Origin of the sequence: Mycobacterium sp. RTGN6 (genome assembly GCF_033804605.1) — a bacterium.
Taxonomy (GTDB): domain Bacteria; phylum Actinomycetota; class Actinomycetes; order Mycobacteriales; family Mycobacteriaceae; genus Mycobacterium.
Genome location: NZ_JAPZKZ010000013.1, coordinates 197,343 through 217,850, shown reverse-complemented (window position 1 = coordinate 217,850; position 20,508 = coordinate 197,343). Strand labels below are relative to the sequence as shown.

Below are 20,508 nucleotides of genomic sequence, written 5' to 3'. Positions count from 1 at the left end.
GTAGCGGTCGAGTCAGGCCGGTATCGCGGTGACCAGGAGGTCTGCAAACTCCGTCGGGAACTCCACGGCGCAGGCGTGCCGGCCGGGCAGCCAGTGCACGGTCCCGTCGCCGGTCTCTCCCGCCAGCCATGACGCTCCCTCGCGGAACGCCGGGGCGTCGTCGTGCCCGCAGACGATCGTCGTGGGCCTGGTCAACGAGGCCAGCCGCTCGCGCAGGTCCACGTCGGCCAGCACCTCGCACGAACGCGCATAGCCTTCGGGATCCGTTGCAGCGAAAGTGTTTCTGGCCTGTTCGACCCGTGGATCCGTCGTCGCTGCCAGGTCCGTCGAGAACCACATGGCCACCATCGGATCGACCAGCGAGGACAGGCCACTGCGTCGCGCCGTGTCGGCCCGCTCGCGCCAATTATGCTGCAGGGCCGCGGGATATACCGGCACGGTGTCCACCAGCACCGCGGAGGCGACCAGTTCGGGCCTGGCCACCGCGAGTTCCTGGGCGACCAGTCCGCCGAGTGACATGCCGACGACGTGTGCCGCCGTTCCCATGGTCGAGATCTGCTCCGCGACCGCCGCGGCGTAGAAGTCGATCCCTGCACCCACTGGCGGCGGTGGGGCCGAGCCGTGGCCGGGCAGGTCCGGCGCGACACTCGTCCGCGAGCCCAGCTCGGCGCGGACCGGATCCCAGAAGCGGCCGTCTGCGCCCAGCGGGTGCAGGAATACCAGCGGTGCGTTCATGGGAGCGGGAAGCCGCTCGTAGCCGTCGGGCACCGGCGTCCTGGCGACGTTCATCGTCATCGCCAGGGTCGTGTAATAGCCTGCTGTCGCAACGACTTCGACCACTCCAACGTCGCTGATCACCTCGACGGCGGCTGCGAATGTCGCGTCGGTGACCGAATGGCGGTCGCACAGCTCGCCGACCAGCCGCCATACCGCACGGACGTCCGCCGGCGCGGTGGGGATCACCTGGGCGCGACCGCGGATCGCGTCGATGGTCTGCTCGCTCAACCCGGCGGTGCGGGCCAACGGCACGTGGTGTCCCCATTCGAAGTCCTGGTCCCAATGACGCGCGATGAGGAGAATGATGAGCTCGGTCAAATGGGCGGGCAACACCGACCCGAAGCGCAGGTACTCGCCGACAAGCTGCAGCCGCGTCATAAGTTCAGGGCTGCGCAGCAGGGGGACGAACGGGCCGATTAGCGCGCCGCGCGGCCCCGACTCGATCATCTCCACCGCGAACGTCTGGCAGGGAGTCAGCGTCGCAGGCAGCGGCAACCGGTCCGGCCCCTCAGACATTGACGCGCGGCATGACCTGCTCGGCCATGAGCTCCATCGAACGCTGCGCCAGCGCGGGATCGACCCAGTCCAGCCCGGCGTAGACGAGCTCGCCGAAGTCGCCGGTCTGCCCGCGGAATTCGAGCAGCTGGTCGGCGACGGACTCCGGTGTGCCCGTGATGACCAGTTGGTCGAGGACGTGCTCGAGAGTGACCTCGTCGTCGGGTTGCTCGCGGTGCGTCTTGAACAGCTCGAGGCGCCCGATCTTGCGCATCTTGGTCAGCATCTTCTCGTAGTAGAACCGGTACGGACTGCCGGCATCGCTACGGCCGTACTGTTCGGCGACCGTAGGGTCGTCGGCGACGAAGATCGTGCGGGCCACCCGCCAGTCGTCGGTAGTCGCACGTTCACCGACCGACTCCTTGCCCTGCACGTAGTTGGGCCAGTGCGTCGCAACCCATTGCGGAAGAAGGAAGTTCGCCGACAGCGGGTGAAAGTTCCGAGCGCCCATGGCGATCACACCCTTGGAGAACGGCGCCACCACGGTGCCGACGATCTCCGGGCGCGGCCGTTGCAGCGTCTTCGGCAGTATCCCGACGCCGAGGTCGAGGTCGAGAGTTGTCTCGGTGGTGACGGAGAACCGGCCGCCCTCACGCACCAGGGCATAGGGCGGCTCGGTTTCCCAGATGGCCGTGATGACGTCGATGGCCTCCGCGAAGATCTCGTTGCGGTCCTGGTCGAGGATCCCGAGCGCTTCGGCGTCCGACGGCAGGGCACCGGGGCTGATGCCAAGGATGAATCGTCCGTCGGCGAGATGGTCGAACATCGCCGAGTTCGCGGCGACCAGCACCGGATGCTGCTGCGACAGGTTGGTGGTACCGGTACCAAGGCGGATCTGCTCGGTCGCGTGGATCAGCGTGGCGAGGAACACCAGGCTGTTGGTGATGTTCTCGTGGCGGTCGGTGAGGTGTTCGCCGATGAAGGCGTCGTGGAACCCCAGCCGGTCGGCCAGGATCACTGCCTCGCGGTCCTCGCGCAGCGTGTCGGACCACTTGCGGCCCGCGGGGTGCAGGGGCATCGAGAAGTAACCGAGTCTCATGGTCTTCCTCCGGTTCGCGACGGGACGTGCCTCTCTAGTGAAGGCTTGCGGAGCGTCGGGAACAGTGGCGTATGCGGCGAATTCAGGCACCCCTCGATCACGCCATTCGTCACCGCGCCGCCAGGCGACTCTGAGCAACGTCGGCTGGCGTCACAGTCCGCGACAGCGGTTGCAAGCGAAATTCACGGGGCACGACATAGTCCGCCCGCAGTGCCGGGGGCTGTACTTGGTGATACACGTCACAGGCATGATCAATCCAGGTTCGACGTGAACTGAGGAGGACCATCGTGAAGGTCACGAAGACAGTACGAATCGCCGCGGCGGCCATGGCGCTCACACTTGCCGCCGGGTGCTCGGGAGGATCAACCAGCGGCGGGGCCGACGACGCGCAAGTCATCCGCTTCGCGTTCGCGCCAGAGGCGGTGTGGGACATGATGAAGGACAACGGCACGTTGGCCAAGTGGGAGGAGGAGAACAACGTCCGCATCGAGACGAGCACGACGTGGGACGAGTTCACCTACTTCGCGGGTGGCCACGGCGACATCGTGTCGATGTCCACCCAGGAGACGCCGGTGCTCGAGGCGGAGACGGGCATCAAGACCGTCACTTTCGGCAAGTACAACTACCAGCGCGTTCCATTTTTCAAGCGGGCCGGTGACCCGTACGAGACGCTCGCAGACATCCCGAAGGGCTCGAAGATCTGCGTCTCGGGGCCGACGTCGAACGCCGCGTTCTGGGGAGTCCTTGCCAACGAGATGCACGGCCTGGACTACCGGGTCGGCGGCGGCGATTTCCAGCTCGTCGTCAACGACCACTTCGTGAACCCGACGAACCTGCTGCGCGGTGACTGCGAGGCAGCCGCGATCATCCCCGAGGCTGCCGTCCCGCAGATGCGCAAGGGCGAGCTGGAGCTCATGTACGACGGCAAGTCGCCGTTCCAGCTGTATCAGGAGTTCGCACCCAACAACGACGGCCTCAACCACGTGAGCGGCAACAACTTCGTCGCCACCCAGGAGTGGTACGACGCCAATCCGGAGCTCGCCGCGAAGTTCCTCGACCTGTGGCAGCAGGGCGTCGACCAATGGAAGGAACAGAAATCCGACGTCATCCGGAAGTACCCGCAGCACTTCTCGGTCGAGTCCGACGAGGACATCAACTACCTGATCGACTACATGTCCGGTGACGCCGACTGGTTCGTCGACAAGGTCGCGATGGACGAGGCGTGGATCGGCACCGAAACCGAGCTGTGGGAGCTGATGAAGAAACTGCACCCGGACAACCCGAACTACCTCGCCGCGGACGCGCCGACCCCGCGCTTCGAGGCCATCACACCCCAGTGACCGCGCGCCGGGGCCGCCCTTGGCGGCCCCGGTCCGTCACGACCCCGGCCGCCGCGGCCACGGCAACGACCATCAGACGAGAGGCGAACGTGGCGACGACCTTGAGTACACCCCCGCAGACACCCAAACGTGCCCGTGAGGAGGACGTGGTCCGCGCGGCAAAGCGCAAGGACCGCATTACCACCTGGGGATGGCGGATCGCTGGCTACGCCTTCTTCCTGGGCATCTGGGAGCTGGCGTCCGGGCGGTTGATGGACGAGAACCTGCTGCCCGGCCCGTCGACCGTCTTCAGAACCTTCGGAGAGCTGTGGGCCACCGGTGAGGTACCGGGAGCCTTCGCCACGACGCTCGGCCGCATCGCCGTCGGGTTCTTCATCGCGTTCATCGTGGGCGTCGGCGTCGGCATCCTGATGCAGAACCGCTTCCTCAACGGGTTCTTCCGCGACGCGGTGACCATCGGCGTGACGACGCCCGGCCTGATCTGGGCGCTGCTGACGGCGATCATCTTCGGCAACCGTCCGGCAGGCCCGATCATCGCGATCGTGCTGACGACGTTCGCGATCATCACCGTCAACGTGTCCGAAGGCATCAAGTCGCTGCCGAAGGACCTCATCGACATGGCCAAGTCGTTCGACGTCGGGGTGGTGCGGCGCAACCGGGAGATCGTGCTTCCGCACCTCGCGCCGTTCATCTTCACCGGCGTGCGGTTCGGCTTCTCGATTGCCTGGAAGGTCACGGTGCTGACGGAGGTGTTCTCGTCGTCGAAGGGAATCGGTTTCGAGATGCGCACGGCCACCCAGCTCTTCCGGCTTGACGAGTTCCTGACCTGGATCCTGGCGTTCTACGTCCTGGCGCTGTTCCTCGACAAGGTCGTGCTCGAGACGCTGGAACGCCGGTTCTTCGCCTGGCGCGGGGAGCTCAAGTCGTGACCGCCGACCTGCGCGACGCCGCACCGACCACGTCAGGACCGCGACGCACTTCGAGGAGCCGGCGCGCATGGCGCACCGGCTGGCGCAGCCCGCTGGCAGGCCGGCTCGCCTTCCCGATCGTGTGCCTCATCGTGTGGCTGCTGGCGATCAAGGTGGTCACCACCATCTGGCCGTTCGCGGTCGACGTGCTGCCGACGCCGTGGCAGGTGTTCGGGTTCATGTTCGACGAGCTCAGAGGCGACACTGTTGCTCCGCACAACATGTACGAGACGTTCGGGATCTCGTTGCAGCGCCTTGGCATCGGAATGCTCATCGCGTTGGCCATCGGCACGGTTATCGGCATCGCGATGGGGCTGTCCAAAGCGGTGAACGCGTTCTTCAACGACTGGGTGGTCGCGATCCTCGCGATGCCGAACCTGGCCTGGGCGCTGTTCTGCAGCCTGGCCTTCGGGTTCGGTGACATCGGACCGACCATCGTCGTGGTGCTGACCGGCGTCCCGTTCGTGATCATCAATGTCCGTGAAGGCGTGCGCAACACCCCGAGCGACCTGTTCGACATGGCGCGCGCGTTCCACGTTCCTCGGCAGCGAGTCATCACGCAGGTGCTCATCCCGTCGCTGCTGCCGTTCCTGTTCGCCGCGGCCCGGTACGCCTTCGCGCTCGGCTGGAAGGGGCTCGTCGTCGCCGAGGTGTTCGGCGGTCAGGACGGTGCCGGCTGGACCATCAAGTTCTGGTACGACGCGCATCGCGCGTACGGCGTCGTGGGCTATGCACTGCTGTTCGTGATCTTCGCGCTGATCTTCGAGAAGTTGATGTTCGACCAACTCTCCAAGCACCTGTTCAAATGGCGGCCGCCCATCGACGCCGCGGACGTGGTCGAGGCGCGGTTCGACGCTGCCGCACCGGTTTCGGCTTCCGTCGCCGCCGCTGCGACCGGAGCCACCGCAACCAGTGCGGCCATCGGCAGCATCACCCTGGCGACACTGGGTCCGCCCCCGCAATCCATCGACGACCCTTCCCCGTCAGCGCAGGGCGGACCCGATCACCCGAGGAGCAACGACCATGGCTGAGATCACCATTTCCGAGCTGCACAAGGAGTTCGGTGTCGGCACCGACAAGGTGGTGGCGTTGGAGAACGTGAGCCTGAGCATCAGCGGGCACGCCTTCGTGTCCGTGGTTGGTGCGTCGGGTTGCGGGAAGTCGACGTTGCTGAACATCCTCAGTGGCATCGACACCCCGACGAGCGGCAGCGTGCGGATCACCCAGAACGGCCGACCGGCCCGCGCCGGGTATGTGTTCCAGGCCGCCCGGTTGCTGCCGTGGCGCACCGTCATGGACAACATGCTGTTCGTCCAGCAGGACCGTTCGAAGGAGACCCGGGACCGCTGCCAGCACTATCTGGAGATGGTGCAGCTCGGCGACCGGGGCGACAAGTTCCCCGGCCAGCTTTCCGGCGGCATGCAGCAGCGGGTCGGCATCGCCAGGGCCTTCTCCACTGAGCCCGACGTGCTCTTCATGGACGAGCCGTTCAGCCACCTCGACGCCATCACGGCGCGCACGCTGCGCAAGGAGTTGAACACGATCTGGACCGAGACCGGCACCACGGTCGTGTTCGTCACTCACGACGTGGGTGAGGCCGTCGAGCTCTCCAATCGAATCCTGGTCTTCGCCAAGGGCGGTCGACTCGCCGACGACATCGACGTCACACTGCCCTTCCCGCGCGACGTCGCGGACACCCAGGTCGCCGTGACGAAGGCCGAGGTCTTCAAGACCTTCGAGGACATCGGCGCGCTGGCAATCAGCTGACCGGCGGCGCCCCGGGTCACACGGTCGGGTTGGCCAATGTCCCGATGCCCTCGATCGATACCTCCATGAGGTCGCCCGAGGCGAGGAAACGCGGGGGTACGAATCCCAGGCCAACACCCGCCGGGGTGCCCGTGGCGATGACGTCGCCGGCCTCCAGCCGCACCGCCAAGGCGATCGCCGACACCAGTCGTGGGATGTCGAAGATCAGCTCGGAGATCGGTGCGTCCTGGCGGAGCTCGCCGTTGACGCGCGTCTGGACCCGCAGCGCCGTGACGTCGGGGATCTCGTCTGCGGTCACCAGAACCGGACCGATGGGGCAGTAGGTGTCGGCGCTCTTGCCGACGAAGAACTGCACATGCCTCTTCTGGAGGTCGCGGATGGTCACGTCGTTGACGATCGTGTACCCGTAGACGTGGTTGAAGGCGTCGGCTTCGGCGACGTGATGTCCACCCGGCCCGATCACGACGCCGAGCTCGCCCTCGTAGTCGCTGGTGGTAGTCGGGTCGTCACTGACGCGCACCGCGTCCCCAGGTCCGACGATCGAAGACAAGGCCTTGGTGAAGATCACCGGCTCGTCGGGGAGCACCTGTTCCTGAGCGGCGTCGTAGCCGCTGCCGGCGAACTCACGGGCGTGTTCGACGTAGTTCTTGCCGACGCACATGACGTTGTTGCGCGGTCGGATCGGCGCGAGCAGCCGGACCTCGTCGAGGGGAATCCGCGGCCCACTGCACTGCACTTCGGCCGCGCGGGCCAGGCCCGCGGAGCCAAGGGCGACGAACTCAACCATGGTCTGCGGCAGTTCGGGATCGGTTGACAGCGGGGCGATCTCGTTGTCGATCAGGCACCCGATCGCTGATCCCGTGACCGCGGAGCGCGCTCGGTAGGTCAGGAGCTTCATGGTGTTTCCGCTGCGGAGAACGGTGAATCCACGCCGTGGGTGTGGGCCAACGAGTCGAGTTCGGCGGCCAACCCATCCGGAATGGGAACGCCGCGACGGGTGTTCTCGGCGCGTGTGCGGGCCGCTTCGTCGCCGGGCAAGCGCACCCGGTGCCCGTCGGTGCTGCCGGAGTCGCGCAGCGCGTCGAGGTGGCGGGTGAACGACTCGATGATCTCGTCGGCCGGGCGGAACAGATCGGTACGCAGCGCGAGCATCGCCTGGCCGGTGTTCGTCGGCGTTACCGCGTCGCGTCGATGGTCGACCACCTCCGCGCCGAACGCAGCTCCGTTCAGCACGCCGGCCAGCAGTCCGATCGCGATCGTCAGACCGGAGCCCTTGTAGCCGCCCATCGGCACCAGGAAACCCTCGGCCGCGCGATGCGGGTCGGTGATCGGTCTGCCTGCGCCGTCGACGACCCAGCCTTCCGGCAGCGAGCGGCCTTCCCTGGCAGCGACTTTGATCGTTCCGTGGGAGGCCGCGGTGGTGGCGATGTCGAGCAGGAACGGAGCGCCGGTAGTGGGCACGGCGATGGCGAGCGGGTTCGTTCCCAACAGTGGATTGGTTCCGCCCCACGGTGGCATCCCGTTGGCGTTGGCGACCGCGGTGTACACCCCGATGAGTCCGGCGTCCGCGACCAGCTCCGCGTAAAGACCAGCCGCTCCGGCGTGGTTGGAGTGCACGGTGCCCACCCAGGACACGCCGCGTTCGCGCGCCTTCGCGATCGCGAGCTCGGTGGCCCGGGTCATGACGACTTGGCCTAATCCGTTGTCGCCGTTCACCTGGGCGGAAACCGGAGTCTCGTGGCATACCTCGATGGCCGGCCGTACGTTGATGCCGCCTGCGCCGATCCGGTGCAGGTACGACGGAAGCCGGATTAGGCCGTGCCCCGAACGCCCGCGCAGATCGGCCTCCACCAGCCGGGCCGCGGTGACGTCGGCGTGCTCGGGCAGGACACCGGCAGCAACGAGAACGGTGGCCGCGAACTCGACGAGGCCACGCATGGGATACCGGTCGGTCATGCGAATTCCATTCGGGCAGAACGCATATCGGCTAGGATGACGACATGTCGACACCGGATGAATGGTGGCCCGAGCTGGCGCCGAGAATCGAGCAGTCTGCCGCGCCGCGCCCTCGCAGCCGGTGCATCGACGCGCACACTCACCTGTCGGTAGGGCCGGCCGCGGCGCTGGCGAAACCGTACTTCCGCCCCGAACTGGAACCGCGCTCGCTGCACTCCTCTGCCGAGACGACGCGCTACAACACCGAGTACCGGGCGAGCGCCCTGAATACGGCTCAATTCGAAGATGCCGAGCAGCGGCTGCAAGACATGGACGCCCAGGGCGTCGACATGCAGATTCTCTCTGTACCGCCCACGGAGTACTTCTACTGGCTGCCCGAGCGGGAGGCCAAGCGCGCCAATCGTCTTCAGCACGAACGGTTTGCGGAGGTCGTCGCGCAATGGCCGGATCGGTTCGCCGCCGTGGCGAACGTGCCGATGGACCATCCCGCGCTGGCGGTCGAGATGCTGCGCGAGGCCCGGCGGGACTTCGGTTTCGGAGGTGTGGAGATCAGCGCCGACGTGTTGGGACGTGAGCTCGACGACCGCCGGTTCGACCCCGTTTGGGAAGCCGTCGTCGAACTCGGCATGACGGTGATCCTGCACCCCCAGGGCTTCACCCACGGCCAACGGTTCAGCGACTACTACCTGGTCAACGTCATGTGCATGCCACTTGCCTCGACGCTCGCCGTCACCAGGATGATCCTCGGCGGAGTCTGGCAGCGGCACCCGGAGCTGCGCGTCATGGTGGTGCACGGCGGTGGCTACTTGCCGTTCTACGTCGCGCGGACCGACCACGCCTGGCGGGTGCGGCCCGAGCTTCGCCATGAGCTCGACGTGCCGCCCAGCGAGGTTATGCGCTCGATCTTCGTCGATACCAACGTGTTCGACGCCACGATGGTCGACCACCTGGTGCGTAGCCTCGGAGCCGATCACGTGCTCATGGGCACCGACTACCCGTTCGACATGAGCACGGTCGATCCGGTGGCGTTCCTGGCGGGCGTCCAGCTCGACGACGCCGATCGTGCGCTCGTGTTGGGAGGCAACGCAGCCCGGCTCTTCGGGATCGATACGGCGCGATGATGCGCGGCGTTGCGTTTGCGTGAGCATCTTCTGTCTGGGCGTGATGGTTACGCCTGGCTGACGTATGGCTCCGAGGGTGCCAATCCGGCGGCTCTGGGCAGTGGCAGTTCGACAACCTGGTTCAGCTCGGCCGAAAGGTCCGCCGCGAGGTAGACCTCCATCGTGATGCGGGCCAGGTGCGGGTCGACCATGACGGGTCGGTCGAGTGCGATCGCTTCGATGAAGTGCGTGGTCTCGCGTTCCATCGGTCCGGCGTACACGTGGTCGACGAACTCGCCGGGCATCGTCGAAAGGGGAAACTGCACCCCGTGCTGGACGGTGTTCACGACGATGTCGCGATGACTGGCGTCGGCGATCACCGCTCCGTCCGTTCCGATGACCTCGATCCAGCTGGTGGAAGCCCCCGGATACCCTGGAGGAAGCGACATTCCGGCTCCGATGGTCACGACCACTCCGTCGTCCATGGTGACGACGAGGAACTGCGTGTCGGGCACCCCCAGGGTGGCCGCGCGCACGCCCCACGCGTTCTGGGAGTAGACGCGCACCGGTCGACGTGGCTGCAGGCACCAGAACGCGAAGTCCAGGTCGTGCGTCGCCTCCATGGCCGCGGGGGACAACTTGGTTCGCGAGCCGATCTTGGCTCCCAGCGACCGGGTGATGTGCCTGCTGAGCAGGATGCTGGTGACGTCTCCGAGGGTGCCGTCGGCGATCGCACGCTTGATCATGGCCTGTTTGGCGTTGAACCGCTGCGAGTATCCGACGGTGAACTTGAGCCCGGAGGCGTCGGCGAGTTCGATGAGCTCATCGGCTTCGGCGAGGGTCAGCGCGATCGGCTTCTCCAGCAGCACGTGCTTGTTCGACTCCAGCGCCGCCTTGGTCATCGGATGATGCAGTTGTTCGGGGGTGGCGGACACGACGACGGCGTCGATGTCCGGATTCTCGACGATGTCCTGCCATCTGTTGGTCGTCTTCGTCGGCGGCACCTGTTCGGCGACATCGGTCTGTACGACCAGCTCCGCGAGCCGGGCCTCGTCGATTTCGGCCAGGTGCAGCTCGGCCACGTAGGGGCTGCGTGCGGCGGTGACGGCGCGGATGCCGCCGCACCATCCGGTTCCGATGATGCCGAGGTTGAGCTGCCGCATTCTTCTTGCCTCCGTTAGTCGTTGAGCCCGGCGAGCAGTTCGTCTGGGCTGATCGGCAGCGGGACCGGTCTGCCGGTTCGCGCCGAGAGATCCATGGCCATCGTGTTCAGCAGGTTCGCGTGCCCGTCGGCGGCCGTGGCGTGCGGGGTTTCGATCGCGCGGCATACCCGCGCGAACCACGTGGTGGTCTCCTCGCGCATCGGGCCCCACAGCAGCCCGTCGGAGACGTCACCCGGCGGGTAGCTGCCGACGAAGTCGACATGGCGCGGCGCGGGGGGCGCGAAGCCGCGACTGGTGTACCCGGCGGGCTGGGCCACTTCCGAGGCGAGGATGACGTCGCGGTGAGTGTCCTCGATGTCGATGACGCCGTGGGTGCCGACGATCCCGATCTCCAGCCCGTACACCGCGCCCGGCCACACCGTTGGCAGTGCCCAGTTGATGTTCATGCTGAAGACCACGCCGTCGTCCATCGTGAAGATGCCAGAGGTGCCGTCCTTGGTGCCGATCGGCCCGAGGGTCCGGTCGGTCGAGCGTGCGTACACCTCGACCGGTGTGCTGCCCTCCATGAGCCACATGCACATGTCGAGGCTGTGTGTGCCGGAGACGACCATGGGCGTCAAGCCGGCGGGGTCGGCGACCTTGCGCAGGGTCGCTTCGGGCACCATCCGGTTCATGAAGGCCCGGGTGATGACCGTCGTGACGTCGCCGATCTGGCCGTCGCGCAGCCGCTGTTTGACGGTCTGGAACCGTCGCCGGAAGCGTTGCGTGTACCCGACGACGGCATCGACGCCCGCAGCCTCGATGGCGGCCAGCACCCGGGCGGAATCGATCGGGTCAGTGGCCAAGGGCTTTTCGATGAACAGCGGGACGCCGAGTTCGACCGCCCGCAGGATTGGCGCGACGTGCTCCTGTTCGTCGGTCGCGATGATCACTGCGCCGATCTCGGGCCGCGCCAGCAGGTCCTCGAGATCGGTCGTGAGGTAGTCCGCCTGAGTGTCGGCCGCCAGTGCCTTCAGGGTCGGCTCGTCGACGTCGCACAGGCCCAGCCAGCCGATGCCGGGGTATTCGCGGGCGAGCATGGCGCGGATCCTGCCGACCGTGCCGCAACCGATGATGGCCAGCCCGACGGTGCCGTGCGCCCGAAGACCTCCGGGGCCGCTCATGCGAGCCCCAGCAGCCGGGCGGCGTTTCCACCGGCAACCAGCTCGAGCTGGCCCTGGTCGAGCCCAGCGGTCGAGGCGAGCAGCGCCAGGGGATCGTCGTCGCCCATGTCGTACGGATAGTCGGTGCCGAGCAGTACGTGATCGGCGCCGTAGGTGTCGATCAGGTACCTGAGTTGGCCTGGTTCGAACACCATCGTGTCGAAGTAGAACTTGCGCAGGTACGACGTCGGTGGCTGGGGAACCCCGTCGCGCACGTCTTCACGTGCCCGCCAACCGTGGTCGAGCCGGCCTGCGTACGCCGGTAGATATCCGCCGCCGTGCACGACGACGATCTTGAGGTTCGGATGACGCTCGACGACACCGTCGAATATCAGGTGTGCCGTGGCCAGCGTGGCCTCATAGGCGTGGCCGATGATGTTGACGAAGTTGTGGTCGGCCAGCCGTTGCGGGTGGGTGGCGCCGTGGGTGTGGATGACCACCACCAGACCGAGCGACGACACCTCGGCCCAGAACGGCTCAAGGCGTGCGCTCGAGATCTCCTCGCCCTCGACGTGGGTGCCGATCTCGATTCCGCGCATACCGAGTTCGTTTGCGAGGTAACGCAACTCCTGAACGGCCGCATCGGTGTCCTGCAGCGGCACGGTCCCGAATGGCAGAAATCGTCCGGGATACTGCGACGTCGACTCGACGAACTCCTCGTTGGCGATACGGGCGACCTTGGCCCCGAGTTCGGCGTCTGCCCAGTAGTAGTACTGGTACACCGCGATCGCGACCGCCTGAATGTCCACGCCCATGCGGTCCATGTCGGAGACGCGGACGTCGAGCACGTCCATCTTGGGTCTGATCGCCTCCAGCTGGCGCCGGTTCACCGCCTGGGTGATGGGGTTCCCGTGACCGAGCGCGACCTTGCCTGCGGCGAGGGCGGCGTCCTTCATGAACTCGGCCGCAGGCGCGCACTCCCGATGACAGTGGATGTCGATGACCGGACCGTCAGCGCGGTTCGCCCTGTTCATGGTCTCCTCCTGGCTCCCGTTCGAGAGTAGGCCCGGTGATATCGGCTGACACTGCCGTTCACCGTGAATGTCAATGCGCCGTAATCTCGTACGACGTTATTGGCACGCCTGCGTCAGCCAACGGGTTGGCGGCGCTCGCGGGACTCCTGTACCAACACCGCTGCGAGGCAGATCGCGGCGAGTACCGCTACGGCTATCGCGAACGCCAGTCCGCCAGTACGCAGGCCCCACGCCCGCGACGCGAATCCTTCGCCGATGACCGGCAGTGAGATCGCCACGTAGGCGACGACGAAATAGGTCGAGGTGACCTCGGCGCGACGGTCGGGCGGTGTGCGTTCGGCGATGGCGGCCAGCCCCCTGCCGAAGCTGATGCCCTGGCCGATGCCCGACACCACTGCGGCGGCGATCAACCCGACCAGCGACGAAAAGTGCAGTGCCACTGCGAGAATTGCCATGCCGACGACGAGAATGGCGCAGCCCAATGCGATCGCGCGCGCCGGCTCGATGCCACCGGCAGCCACCTGCGCCATCGCCGAGGCGGCGAAGATGGTGCACACGATGGCGCCGGCCACGGCGTGGTTGGAGATGCCGACCACATTGGCCAGGAACGATGGTGCCACCGCCGTGAACAGCCCCGTCACGGCGAATCCTGCGAACGCCGCGATGGCGGCGGTGATGAAGACCCCGCGAACCTCGATCGGCACCGACAATCGCTGCATCCCGATGCTGCCGCTGCGCGCAGACGTCTCGGGCACGACGAGCACGGCAACGCCGGCCAACAACGCCAGCACGATGTGCACGACGAAGCTCAGGTGCAGTGGCTCGGGCGCGTACTGCACCAGGAAACCTGCCAGCAGCGGCCCGGCCCCCAGTCCGCCGATGTTGGCGACGGTCGCGACCGCCGCCGCCCGGGACCGCCAACTGGGCGGCGCCAGCTCGATGACAGCGGCGGTGGCGGTGCCGCTGAAGATGCCCGCCGACAGGCCGGACAACAGCCTCCCGACCAGCAGCACTGGCACCGAGTCTGCGACGAGGAAGACTGCCGCGCTTGCGAGTGCGAACGCCACGCCCGCCAGCAGCACTGGACGCCGGCCCACGGCGTCGGACCACCGCCCGAACGCCAGTAGCGCGAACAACACGCCACCCGCGTACGTCGCGTAGATCACCGTGGTGGTCAGTACCGCGAAGTGCATGCGCTCGGCGTACAGCGCATACATCGGTGTCGGCAGCGTGGTGCCAAGCATGATCGCGGCGAACGCGTAGGCGAGCAGGGCAAACCCATAGCGGCGGGGCGTCACGCGTTGAGTGTCGGGCACGTCCGGTGTAAACGTCGACCGGACGCCCCGACTTCCCGGCGGCGTTCCCCGGTGCTAGTGCGCGACCGCCTTCTCCGCGCCGATGCCGGTGAGCGAGCGCACCTCCATCTCGGCGGCGAGCTCGGGGTCCTCGTCATCGGGAGACGACAGCGTGCCGACGATGCCGAGGATGAAGGCCAGCGGAATCGACACGATGCCCGGGTTGGCCAGCGGGAACCAGGCGAAGTCCACGTTGGGCAGCATTGCGGTCTTCGCGCCCGACACCGCGGGGGAGAACACGATCAGCACGATCGTCGAGATCAGGCCGCCGTACATGCTCCACAGTGCGCCGCGGGTGTTGAACCGGCGCCAGTACAGCGAGTACACGATGGTCGGCAGGTTGGCGGCCGCGGCCACCGCGAACGCCAGCGCGACCAGGAACGCGATGTTCTGCTCGGCGGCCAGGATGCCAAGCCCGATCGACAGGATGCCGATCACCACGACCGTGATGCGGGACACCCGCACCTGCTCGTCCTCGGTCACCTGGTGGCTCTTCAACACGCTGGCATAGATGTCGTGCGCGAACGACGTTGCCGCGGTGATGGTCAGGCCTGCGACCACCGCGAGGATCGTCGCGAACGCCACCGCTGAGATGACCCCGAGCAGGACCACCCCACCAAGTTCGAACGCCAGCAAGGGCGCGGCCGAGTTCTGCGCACCAGGGGCGGCCAGGATGGCGTCAGGCCCGACGAGGGCAGCGGCACCGTAGCCCAGCGCCAGCGTGAACAGGTAGAACGCACCAATGAGCACGATCGCCCAGACGACGGACCGCCGTGCTTCTTTGGCGGTGGGCACCGTGTAGAACCGCATCAGCACGTGCGGCAGGCCGGCCGTGCCGAGCACCAGGGCCAGCGCAAGCGAGATGAAGTTGATCTGCGAGGTCAGCGAAGCGCCGTACTGCGCGCCGGGAGCCAGCACGTCACGGCCTGCGACGGCCTCGTTGGTGGACCCGGACACCGCGGACTGCGCCGCGCCGAGCAGCTCGGAGAAGTTCACCCCGAACTTGGCCAGCACCATCACCGTCATCAACGCCGCGCCACCGATCAGCAATACGGCCTTGATGATCTGCACCCAGGTGGTGCCCTTCATCCCGCCGATCAGCACGTAGACGATCATCAGCAGCCCGACGACCGCGATGACCAGCGCCTGGCCGATGTCGCTCGAGATGTTGAGCAGTAGGGCCACCAACCCCCCTGCGCCGGCCATCTGGGCCAGCAGATAGAACAGGCATACGGCCAGGGTGGTGGTCGCTGCGGCCATCCGTACCGGGCGTTGCCTCAGCCGGAAGCTGAGCACGTCGGCCATCGTGAATTTGCCTGCATTGCGGAGCAATTCGGCGACAAGAAGCAATGCGACAAGCCACGCGACCAGGAAGCCGATCGAGTACAGGAAGCCGTCGTAGCCGTAGACCGCGATGGCGCCTGAGATGCCGAGGAAGCTGGCGGCGGACAGGTAGTCCCCGGATATCGCAACGCCATTTTGCGGCCCGGTGAACGAGCGCCCCGCGGTGAAGAATTCGGCTGCAGTGGCGTTCTTCTTGCTGGCGCGGATCACGATGAAGAGCGTGACGGCAACGAAGAGGACGAAGATGCCGATGTTGGCGACGGGATTCCCGATGGTGGCGCCGTCGGCGGCGAGGAGCGTCATGCTGCGGTCCCTTCGAACTCGGAGCGGATTGCTTCGGCCCGTGGATCGAGCTCACGGTTGGCGAACCGGACGTAGATGCCGGTGATGATGAAGGTCGACAGGAACTGGCCAAGGCCGACGAGCAGGCCGACGTTGACGTTGCCCCAGACCTCGATGGCCATGAAGTCGTGGGCGAACGCGCCGAGCATCACGTAGGCGGCGTACCAGATCAGAAACAGCGCGCTCATGGGGAAGACGAAGCGGCGCAATCTACTTCGCAGTTCCTGAAACTCGGGGCTGGACTGGATTTCTAGAAAGTCGACGCTGCTGCTGGTGGCTTCGCGGGGTGGAAGATCGGTTTCGGGCACGGTCACTCCTGACTTCGTTGGTGAGCTGGCTCTGGGGTGAAGTTAACTGAGATGCAGGTCACATACGCGTTCCCGCGGGTGCTCACGCGTCGAAGCCGGGGAGCGCTGCGGTGAACGGTTGATCGTCGGCGACGAACGGTGAGCGGTTCGGCGGGCTGGAGCGAAGCGACCGGGGAATGTTTCGGCGCTGGGCGCTTCAGCCCCGCGGGACGCGTTCGATGCCCATGCCGAGGCGTTCGGGGACATGCATTCTGGCGAAGATCTGCGCCACGTCGGGCGGTACGGCATTGCGGGTCAGCCGACTGACCACGATCATCGTCGCGAACGCCAACGGCACGCTGACCGCAGCGGGGTAGCCGATCATGACGGCCGGCCAGCCGCCAAGCGCCTGTTCATCGACGACGCCCGCGATGGCCAGGGTGACGGCCGTCCCCGAGGCCAGTCCGCCCACCGCCAGCCCACAGGCGGCGGCGATGGCAGTGAGGCCGCGCCACCAGATGCCCAGCACCAGTAGGGGACACAGCGTGGACGCGGCGACTGCGAACGCCAGCCCGACGCTGCGCGACAACTCCAGGCCGGAAACGATGAGCGACAGCGGAATCGGAATCAACCCGCCGACCACCGCGGCAACCCGGAAGTCGCGCACCCGGCCGCGCAGCACGTCGGTCGCCAGCGCACCCGCGATGCTGACCAGCAGGCCCGAGGACGTTGCCAGGAACGCCGCGATCGCGCCGGCCGCCACGAGCGCAGCCAGCAGCTGCCCGGCGGCTCCGCCGATGGCGGCGCCCGGCGCCAGCAGCACTGCGGCATCCGCGGTGCCGGTGATCAGCAGTTGCGGCACGTACAGCCGGGAGAACACGCCGAGCAGTGTCGGGAACAGGTAGAAGAGCGACAGCAGCGCGATCACCGCCAGCGCGGTGCGGCGGGCCCCGCGCCCGTCGGGATTGGTGTAGAAGCGCACCAATACGTGCGGCAGGCCCATGGTGCCGAGGAACGTTGCGACGATGATCGACAGCACCTGGTAGAGCGGATGGCTGCCGCCCAGGCCGCCCCCCGATGCGATCCAGTCCGTCCCAGCGCCCGGCGTGCCGGCCACCACCGGGGTGGCCGCGCCGGCGGCCAGGGTCAGGGTGCTGCCCGCGCCCAGCGTGTGTTCGCCGGCGGAGGGAATGGGCGCGGCGTCGACTGGTCCACCGTCGAGCGTGCCGGTGACCCTGATGCCCGCCGGTTCGGCGACCTGCACGACGACGTCGGTCTCGATGGCGACGGTGGTGTCCTGCCGCACGGTGGGCGGCATGGGGCCGCCGAGCTCACCACCGTCGGTGAAGAACAATCCCAGCAGCGCCAGCGCGGGGATCGCGATCGCGGTCAGCTTGAGCCAGTACTGAAAGGCCTGTACGAACGTGATGGATCGCATGCCGCCACCGACCACGTTGGTGATGACGATTCCGCCGACGACCAGTGGGCCGATCCAAACGGGAACGCCCAGAAGAGTTTTCAGTGCGAGTCCCGCGCCCTGGTACTGGGGGACCAGGTAGAACACGCAGATGACGACGACGACCAGCATCGCGACCTTGCGCAGCCGCGCCGAGCCCAGTCGGAACTCCGCGAAGTCGGGCACGGTGTAGGCGCCCGACCGCCGTAGCGGCGCCGCGACGAACAGCAGCAACCCGAGGTACCCGGCGGTGAAGCCCACGGGGTACCAGAGTGCGTCGGCGCCGTACTTGGCGATCAGCCCGGCCACGCCGAGAAACGATGCAGCCGAGAGGTATTCACCCGAGACCGCCGCCGCGTTCCACTGCGGGCCGATGCTACGCGAGGCCACCAGGAAGTCGGAGGTGGTGCGGGACAGCCGGATTCCATAGAAGCCGATCCCGATCGTGGCTAGCGCGGCAGCGAGTAGGGCCGCTGCCGTCAACGGTGCGCCCGTCATGGTTCGCCGTCGACGACGCGGACGAAGTCACGCTCCGCCTGTTCGGCCAGCCGCACGTACAGTCGCCCCACGCCGTACAGGACCGGGTAGACGAGGACCGCGAGGATCAGCCAGTTGAGCCGGATGCCGAACACCGGGACCTCGCTCAGTTCGGGAAACGCCCCCATCAGCAACGGGATTGCCGCCACGGCGCACACCGCGACCACGGCGAGTCGCAACGCCAGCCCGAGTTGGGCGCGTACCAATCCGCGCACCAGAGCGTCACCGACCTGGGTCTGCTCCTGTATCTCGACCCGAGTGCGGATGACCCGGGCGCCCCTGCGGTGGGCGAGGATCACGCGCTCGCGTTGCGGCCGTCCGCTAGTCATCGCCGCCGGCGCCTGGACGGAGGTTTCTCATCGGATCGCGGATCACGCGGTCACGGAGCTCGCGGGCCTGCCGTCGGCTCACCGGCAACTCCACGGCAGGGGACGCGCCGTTCGCGCGTAGCCGCACCAGTACCGCACCGTCCGTCGTGCGGACTCCGATGACAAGCCGCAGCGCCACCAGATAGGAGCGGTGTATTCGCTGGAATCCACGGTCGCGCCAACGTGATTCGAGAGTGCTCAGGGGTATCCGTACCAGGTGCGCCCCTGACGCGGAGTGCAGCCGCGCGTAGTCGCCCTCGGCTTCCACCCAGCCGATGCTGTCCCTCGGCACCAGGTGGGTGATGCCGCCGAGTTCGGCCGGGACGACGTCGGCATCCTCGTCATTGGGGTCGACGTCGTCGGCTGTGGTGTCGGCGCGTGCGGCGAGCACCCTTCGGACGGCTTCGTCGAGCCGGCTCTGCCGGATGGGCTTGAGCAGGTAGTCGACGGCGCCGACGTCGAATGCGTCCACCGCCTTGTCGTCGTGCGCCGTTACGAACACCACGGCGGGACGGTAGGAGAAGTTGGTCAGTACCCCCGCCAGCTCGAGCCCGCTCAGGCCAGGCATGTGGATGTCGAGGAAGACCGCATCGATGGTGCGCCCGTTCAACTCCCGCAGCGCGGACGTCGCGTCGCCCGCCCGGCACACCACGGCGATGTCCGGATGCTCGCCAAGCAGATACGCCAACTCGTCGAGGGCGGGGGCCTCGTCGTCGACCGCGAGGACCGTGAGTGGCCTGCTCACCCGAACGCACCTCCGCTGGCCCGGACACCCGACCGGAACTTCGGAACCCGCATGATGACCTTCGTGCCCGCGCCCATCGCCGTCTCGACCACCAGACCGTAGTCGTTGCCGAACGCCGCGCGCAGGCGATGGTCGACATTCGTCAGGCCGACGTGGGCGGAATGGTCACCGCCGTCCGGCGATCCGTCGGCAAGGGCGTCGGCGGGGCCCGACCGGAGGGCCCCGGGGTCCATGCCGACACCGTCGTCCTCGACGGTGATCACGCAGTCGGTGCCGTCGTCATGCGCGACGATCTCGACGGTGCCTCCGCTCTGACCGGCGAATCCGTGCCGGACGGCGTTCTCCACCAAGGGTTGCAGCGCGAGGAATGGCACGACGACCTGGAGCATCTCGGGGGCGACCTGAAGCCTGACCGTCAGCGCTTCGCCGAAGCGGGCGCGCTCCAGCGTCAGGTACCGGTCGATGTTGCGTAGTTCGTCGGACAGGGTGGTGTACTGGCCGGCCGCACGGAACGAGTAGCGGGTGAAGTCGGCGAACTCGAGGATCAGGTCGCGGGCGCGGTCGGGGTCGGTGCGCACGAACGAGGCGATCGTGTTGAGTGCGTTGTAGATGAAGTGCGGACTGATCTGGGCGCGTAGCGCGAGCACCTCGGCGCGGTCGAGGCGGGCGCGCGACGCGTCGAGGTCGGCGAGCTCGAGTTGGCTGGCCGCGTAGCTGGCGACCTCACCGATGGCGCCGAGCATCCCGGGCCCCGGCTCGCGTGAGATCACCGCAACCAGGACGCCCAGGGCGTCGCCGTCGTCGGCGAGCAGCGGCTGGGCGACCATCGCGCCACCGCGGTGCGTGGAAAGGATCCGTCGCCTACCGGTCAGCGCCTCGGCGGCGGCCTGCTTTGCTGCGGCGAGCGCGTCCGGCGCCCACGTCGAGCGGTCGGACGGATCGTGCGCCAATCGCTCGCCGGAGGCGTCGAACACCACGACGGCGTCGCCGCCGGTGAGCTGTCGCAGGAACGGCGCCGCGCGCTGTGCGGATTCGACGTCCAGCCCATGCCGCAGCGCGTGGGCCGCGAGTGACGCGGTGTGGAGTGCGGCGTGCACGGCCCGCTCGGTGGGGGTGGCGACGACGCGCCTCGTTCGCACCGCAACGACCGCCGCCAGCGCGGCCAGGATGAGCGCCGCTGCCAACGCAATCGCTATCTCGCCCGGCATGTCACCTCACACGTTCTGGGTGGGT

At 67.3% G+C, this 20,508-nt stretch carries 19 protein-coding genes; 5 read left to right on the top strand and 14 right to left on the bottom strand.

Going from position 1 to position 20,508, the window contains the following annotated elements:
- Window positions 1–12: 12 nt before the first annotated feature.
- Together SLQ33_RS28585 and SLQ33_RS28580 are read right to left on the bottom strand one after the other, a co-directional pair.
- Window positions 13–1,293 carry an alpha/beta hydrolase gene (locus tag SLQ33_RS28585; protein WP_319457282.1) on the bottom strand — a complete coding sequence of 427 codons (1,281 nt, stop codon included), beginning with the start codon at window positions 1,291–1,293 and terminating at the stop codon, window positions 13–15.
- A complete protein-coding gene (locus SLQ33_RS28580) occupies window positions 1,286–2,371 on the bottom strand; it encodes an LLM class flavin-dependent oxidoreductase (protein WP_319457281.1) in 1,086 nt (361 codons plus the stop codon). The genes SLQ33_RS28585 and SLQ33_RS28580 overlap by 8 nt, the downstream gene beginning before the upstream one ends.
- 287 nt (window positions 2,372–2,658) lie before the next feature.
- Here SLQ33_RS28580 and SLQ33_RS28575 point away from each other — a divergent pair, with 287 nt between their 5' ends.
- The 4 genes from SLQ33_RS28575 to SLQ33_RS28560 all read left to right on the top strand — a co-directional run bounded on the left by SLQ33_RS28575 (window position 2,659) and on the right by SLQ33_RS28560 (window position 6,446).
- Window positions 2,659–3,711, top strand: a complete 1,053-nt coding sequence (locus SLQ33_RS28575; protein WP_319457280.1) for an ABC transporter substrate-binding protein — start codon at window positions 2,659–2,661, stop codon at window positions 3,709–3,711.
- 89 nt (window positions 3,712–3,800) lie between these two features.
- A complete protein-coding gene (locus SLQ33_RS28570) occupies window positions 3,801–4,640 on the top strand; it encodes an ABC transporter permease (RefSeq protein ID WP_319457279.1) in 840 nt (279 codons plus the stop codon).
- Complete coding sequence (locus SLQ33_RS28565; RefSeq protein WP_319457278.1) at window positions 4,637–5,710, top strand: ABC transporter permease; 1,074 nt, start codon at window positions 4,637–4,639, stop codon at window positions 5,708–5,710. The genes SLQ33_RS28570 and SLQ33_RS28565 overlap by 4 nt, the downstream gene beginning before the upstream one ends.
- Window positions 5,703–6,446 (top strand): ABC transporter ATP-binding protein, encoded by a 744-nt coding sequence (locus SLQ33_RS28560; RefSeq protein ID WP_319457277.1) that lies wholly within the window; start codon window positions 5,703–5,705, stop codon window positions 6,444–6,446. The genes SLQ33_RS28565 and SLQ33_RS28560 overlap by 8 nt, the downstream gene beginning before the upstream one ends.
- A 16-nt stretch (window positions 6,447–6,462) precedes the next feature.
- Here the strand turns inward: SLQ33_RS28560 and SLQ33_RS28555 are convergent, their stop codons facing one another.
- Complete coding sequence (locus SLQ33_RS28555; RefSeq protein ID WP_319457276.1) at window positions 6,463–7,344, bottom strand: fumarylacetoacetate hydrolase family protein; 882 nt, start codon at window positions 7,342–7,344, stop codon at window positions 6,463–6,465.
- Window positions 7,341–8,402: an Ldh family oxidoreductase gene (locus tag SLQ33_RS28550; RefSeq protein ID WP_319457275.1), complete on the bottom strand. Its 1,062-nt coding sequence runs from the start codon at window positions 8,400–8,402 to the stop codon at window positions 7,341–7,343. Before SLQ33_RS28550 ends, SLQ33_RS28555 begins: the two co-directional genes overlap by 4 nt.
- 44 nt (window positions 8,403–8,446) lie before the next feature.
- Between SLQ33_RS28550 and SLQ33_RS28545 the strand changes: the two genes are divergently transcribed.
- Window positions 8,447–9,523, top strand: a complete 1,077-nt coding sequence (locus SLQ33_RS28545) for an amidohydrolase family protein (RefSeq protein WP_319457274.1) — start codon at window positions 8,447–8,449, stop codon at window positions 9,521–9,523.
- A 47-nt stretch (window positions 9,524–9,570) separates the two neighbouring features.
- On the opposite strand, the gene SLQ33_RS28540 is transcribed toward SLQ33_RS28545, so the two are convergent.
- From SLQ33_RS28540 to SLQ33_RS28495, 10 genes are all read right to left on the bottom strand, one after another.
- A complete protein-coding gene (locus tag SLQ33_RS28540; RefSeq protein WP_319457273.1) occupies window positions 9,571–10,665 on the bottom strand; it encodes a Gfo/Idh/MocA family oxidoreductase in 1,095 nt (364 codons plus the stop codon).
- Between the two features lie 14 nt (window positions 10,666–10,679).
- Window positions 10,680–11,828 (bottom strand): Gfo/Idh/MocA family oxidoreductase, encoded by a 1,149-nt coding sequence (locus tag SLQ33_RS28535; RefSeq protein ID WP_319457272.1) that lies wholly within the window; start codon window positions 11,826–11,828, stop codon window positions 10,680–10,682.
- Window positions 11,825–12,841: an amidohydrolase family protein gene (locus SLQ33_RS28530; RefSeq protein ID WP_319457271.1), complete on the bottom strand. Its 1,017-nt coding sequence runs from the start codon at window positions 12,839–12,841 to the stop codon at window positions 11,825–11,827. Before SLQ33_RS28530 ends, SLQ33_RS28535 begins: the two co-directional genes overlap by 4 nt.
- A 113-nt stretch (window positions 12,842–12,954) precedes the next feature.
- On the bottom strand, window positions 12,955–14,139 hold the full coding sequence (locus tag SLQ33_RS28525) for an MFS transporter (protein ID WP_319457270.1): 1,185 nt from the start codon (window positions 14,137–14,139) through the stop codon (window positions 12,955–12,957).
- Between the two features lie 72 nt (window positions 14,140–14,211).
- Entirely contained in the window at window positions 14,212–15,843 is a 1,632-nt protein-coding gene (locus SLQ33_RS28520) for a cation acetate symporter (RefSeq protein ID WP_319457269.1), read from the bottom strand.
- On the bottom strand, window positions 15,840–16,190 hold the full coding sequence (locus SLQ33_RS28515; RefSeq protein ID WP_319457268.1) for a DUF485 domain-containing protein: 351 nt from the start codon (window positions 16,188–16,190) through the stop codon (window positions 15,840–15,842). Before SLQ33_RS28515 ends, SLQ33_RS28520 begins: the two co-directional genes overlap by 4 nt.
- A 196-nt stretch (window positions 16,191–16,386) precedes the next feature.
- On the bottom strand, window positions 16,387–18,123 hold the full coding sequence (locus SLQ33_RS28510; protein ID WP_319457267.1) for a cation acetate symporter: 1,737 nt from the start codon (window positions 18,121–18,123) through the stop codon (window positions 16,387–16,389).
- Window positions 18,120–18,491: a hypothetical protein gene (locus SLQ33_RS28505; protein WP_319457266.1), complete on the bottom strand. Its 372-nt coding sequence runs from the start codon at window positions 18,489–18,491 to the stop codon at window positions 18,120–18,122. The genes SLQ33_RS28510 and SLQ33_RS28505 overlap by 4 nt, the downstream gene beginning before the upstream one ends.
- On the bottom strand, window positions 18,484–19,275 hold the full coding sequence (locus SLQ33_RS28500; RefSeq protein WP_319457265.1) for a LytTR family DNA-binding domain-containing protein: 792 nt from the start codon (window positions 19,273–19,275) through the stop codon (window positions 18,484–18,486). The genes SLQ33_RS28505 and SLQ33_RS28500 overlap by 8 nt, the downstream gene beginning before the upstream one ends.
- Window positions 19,272–20,483 carry a sensor histidine kinase gene (locus SLQ33_RS28495; protein ID WP_319457264.1) on the bottom strand — a complete coding sequence of 404 codons (1,212 nt, stop codon included), beginning with the start codon at window positions 20,481–20,483 and terminating at the stop codon, window positions 19,272–19,274. The genes SLQ33_RS28500 and SLQ33_RS28495 overlap by 4 nt, the downstream gene beginning before the upstream one ends.
- Between the last annotated feature and the right edge of the window lie 25 nt (window positions 20,484–20,508).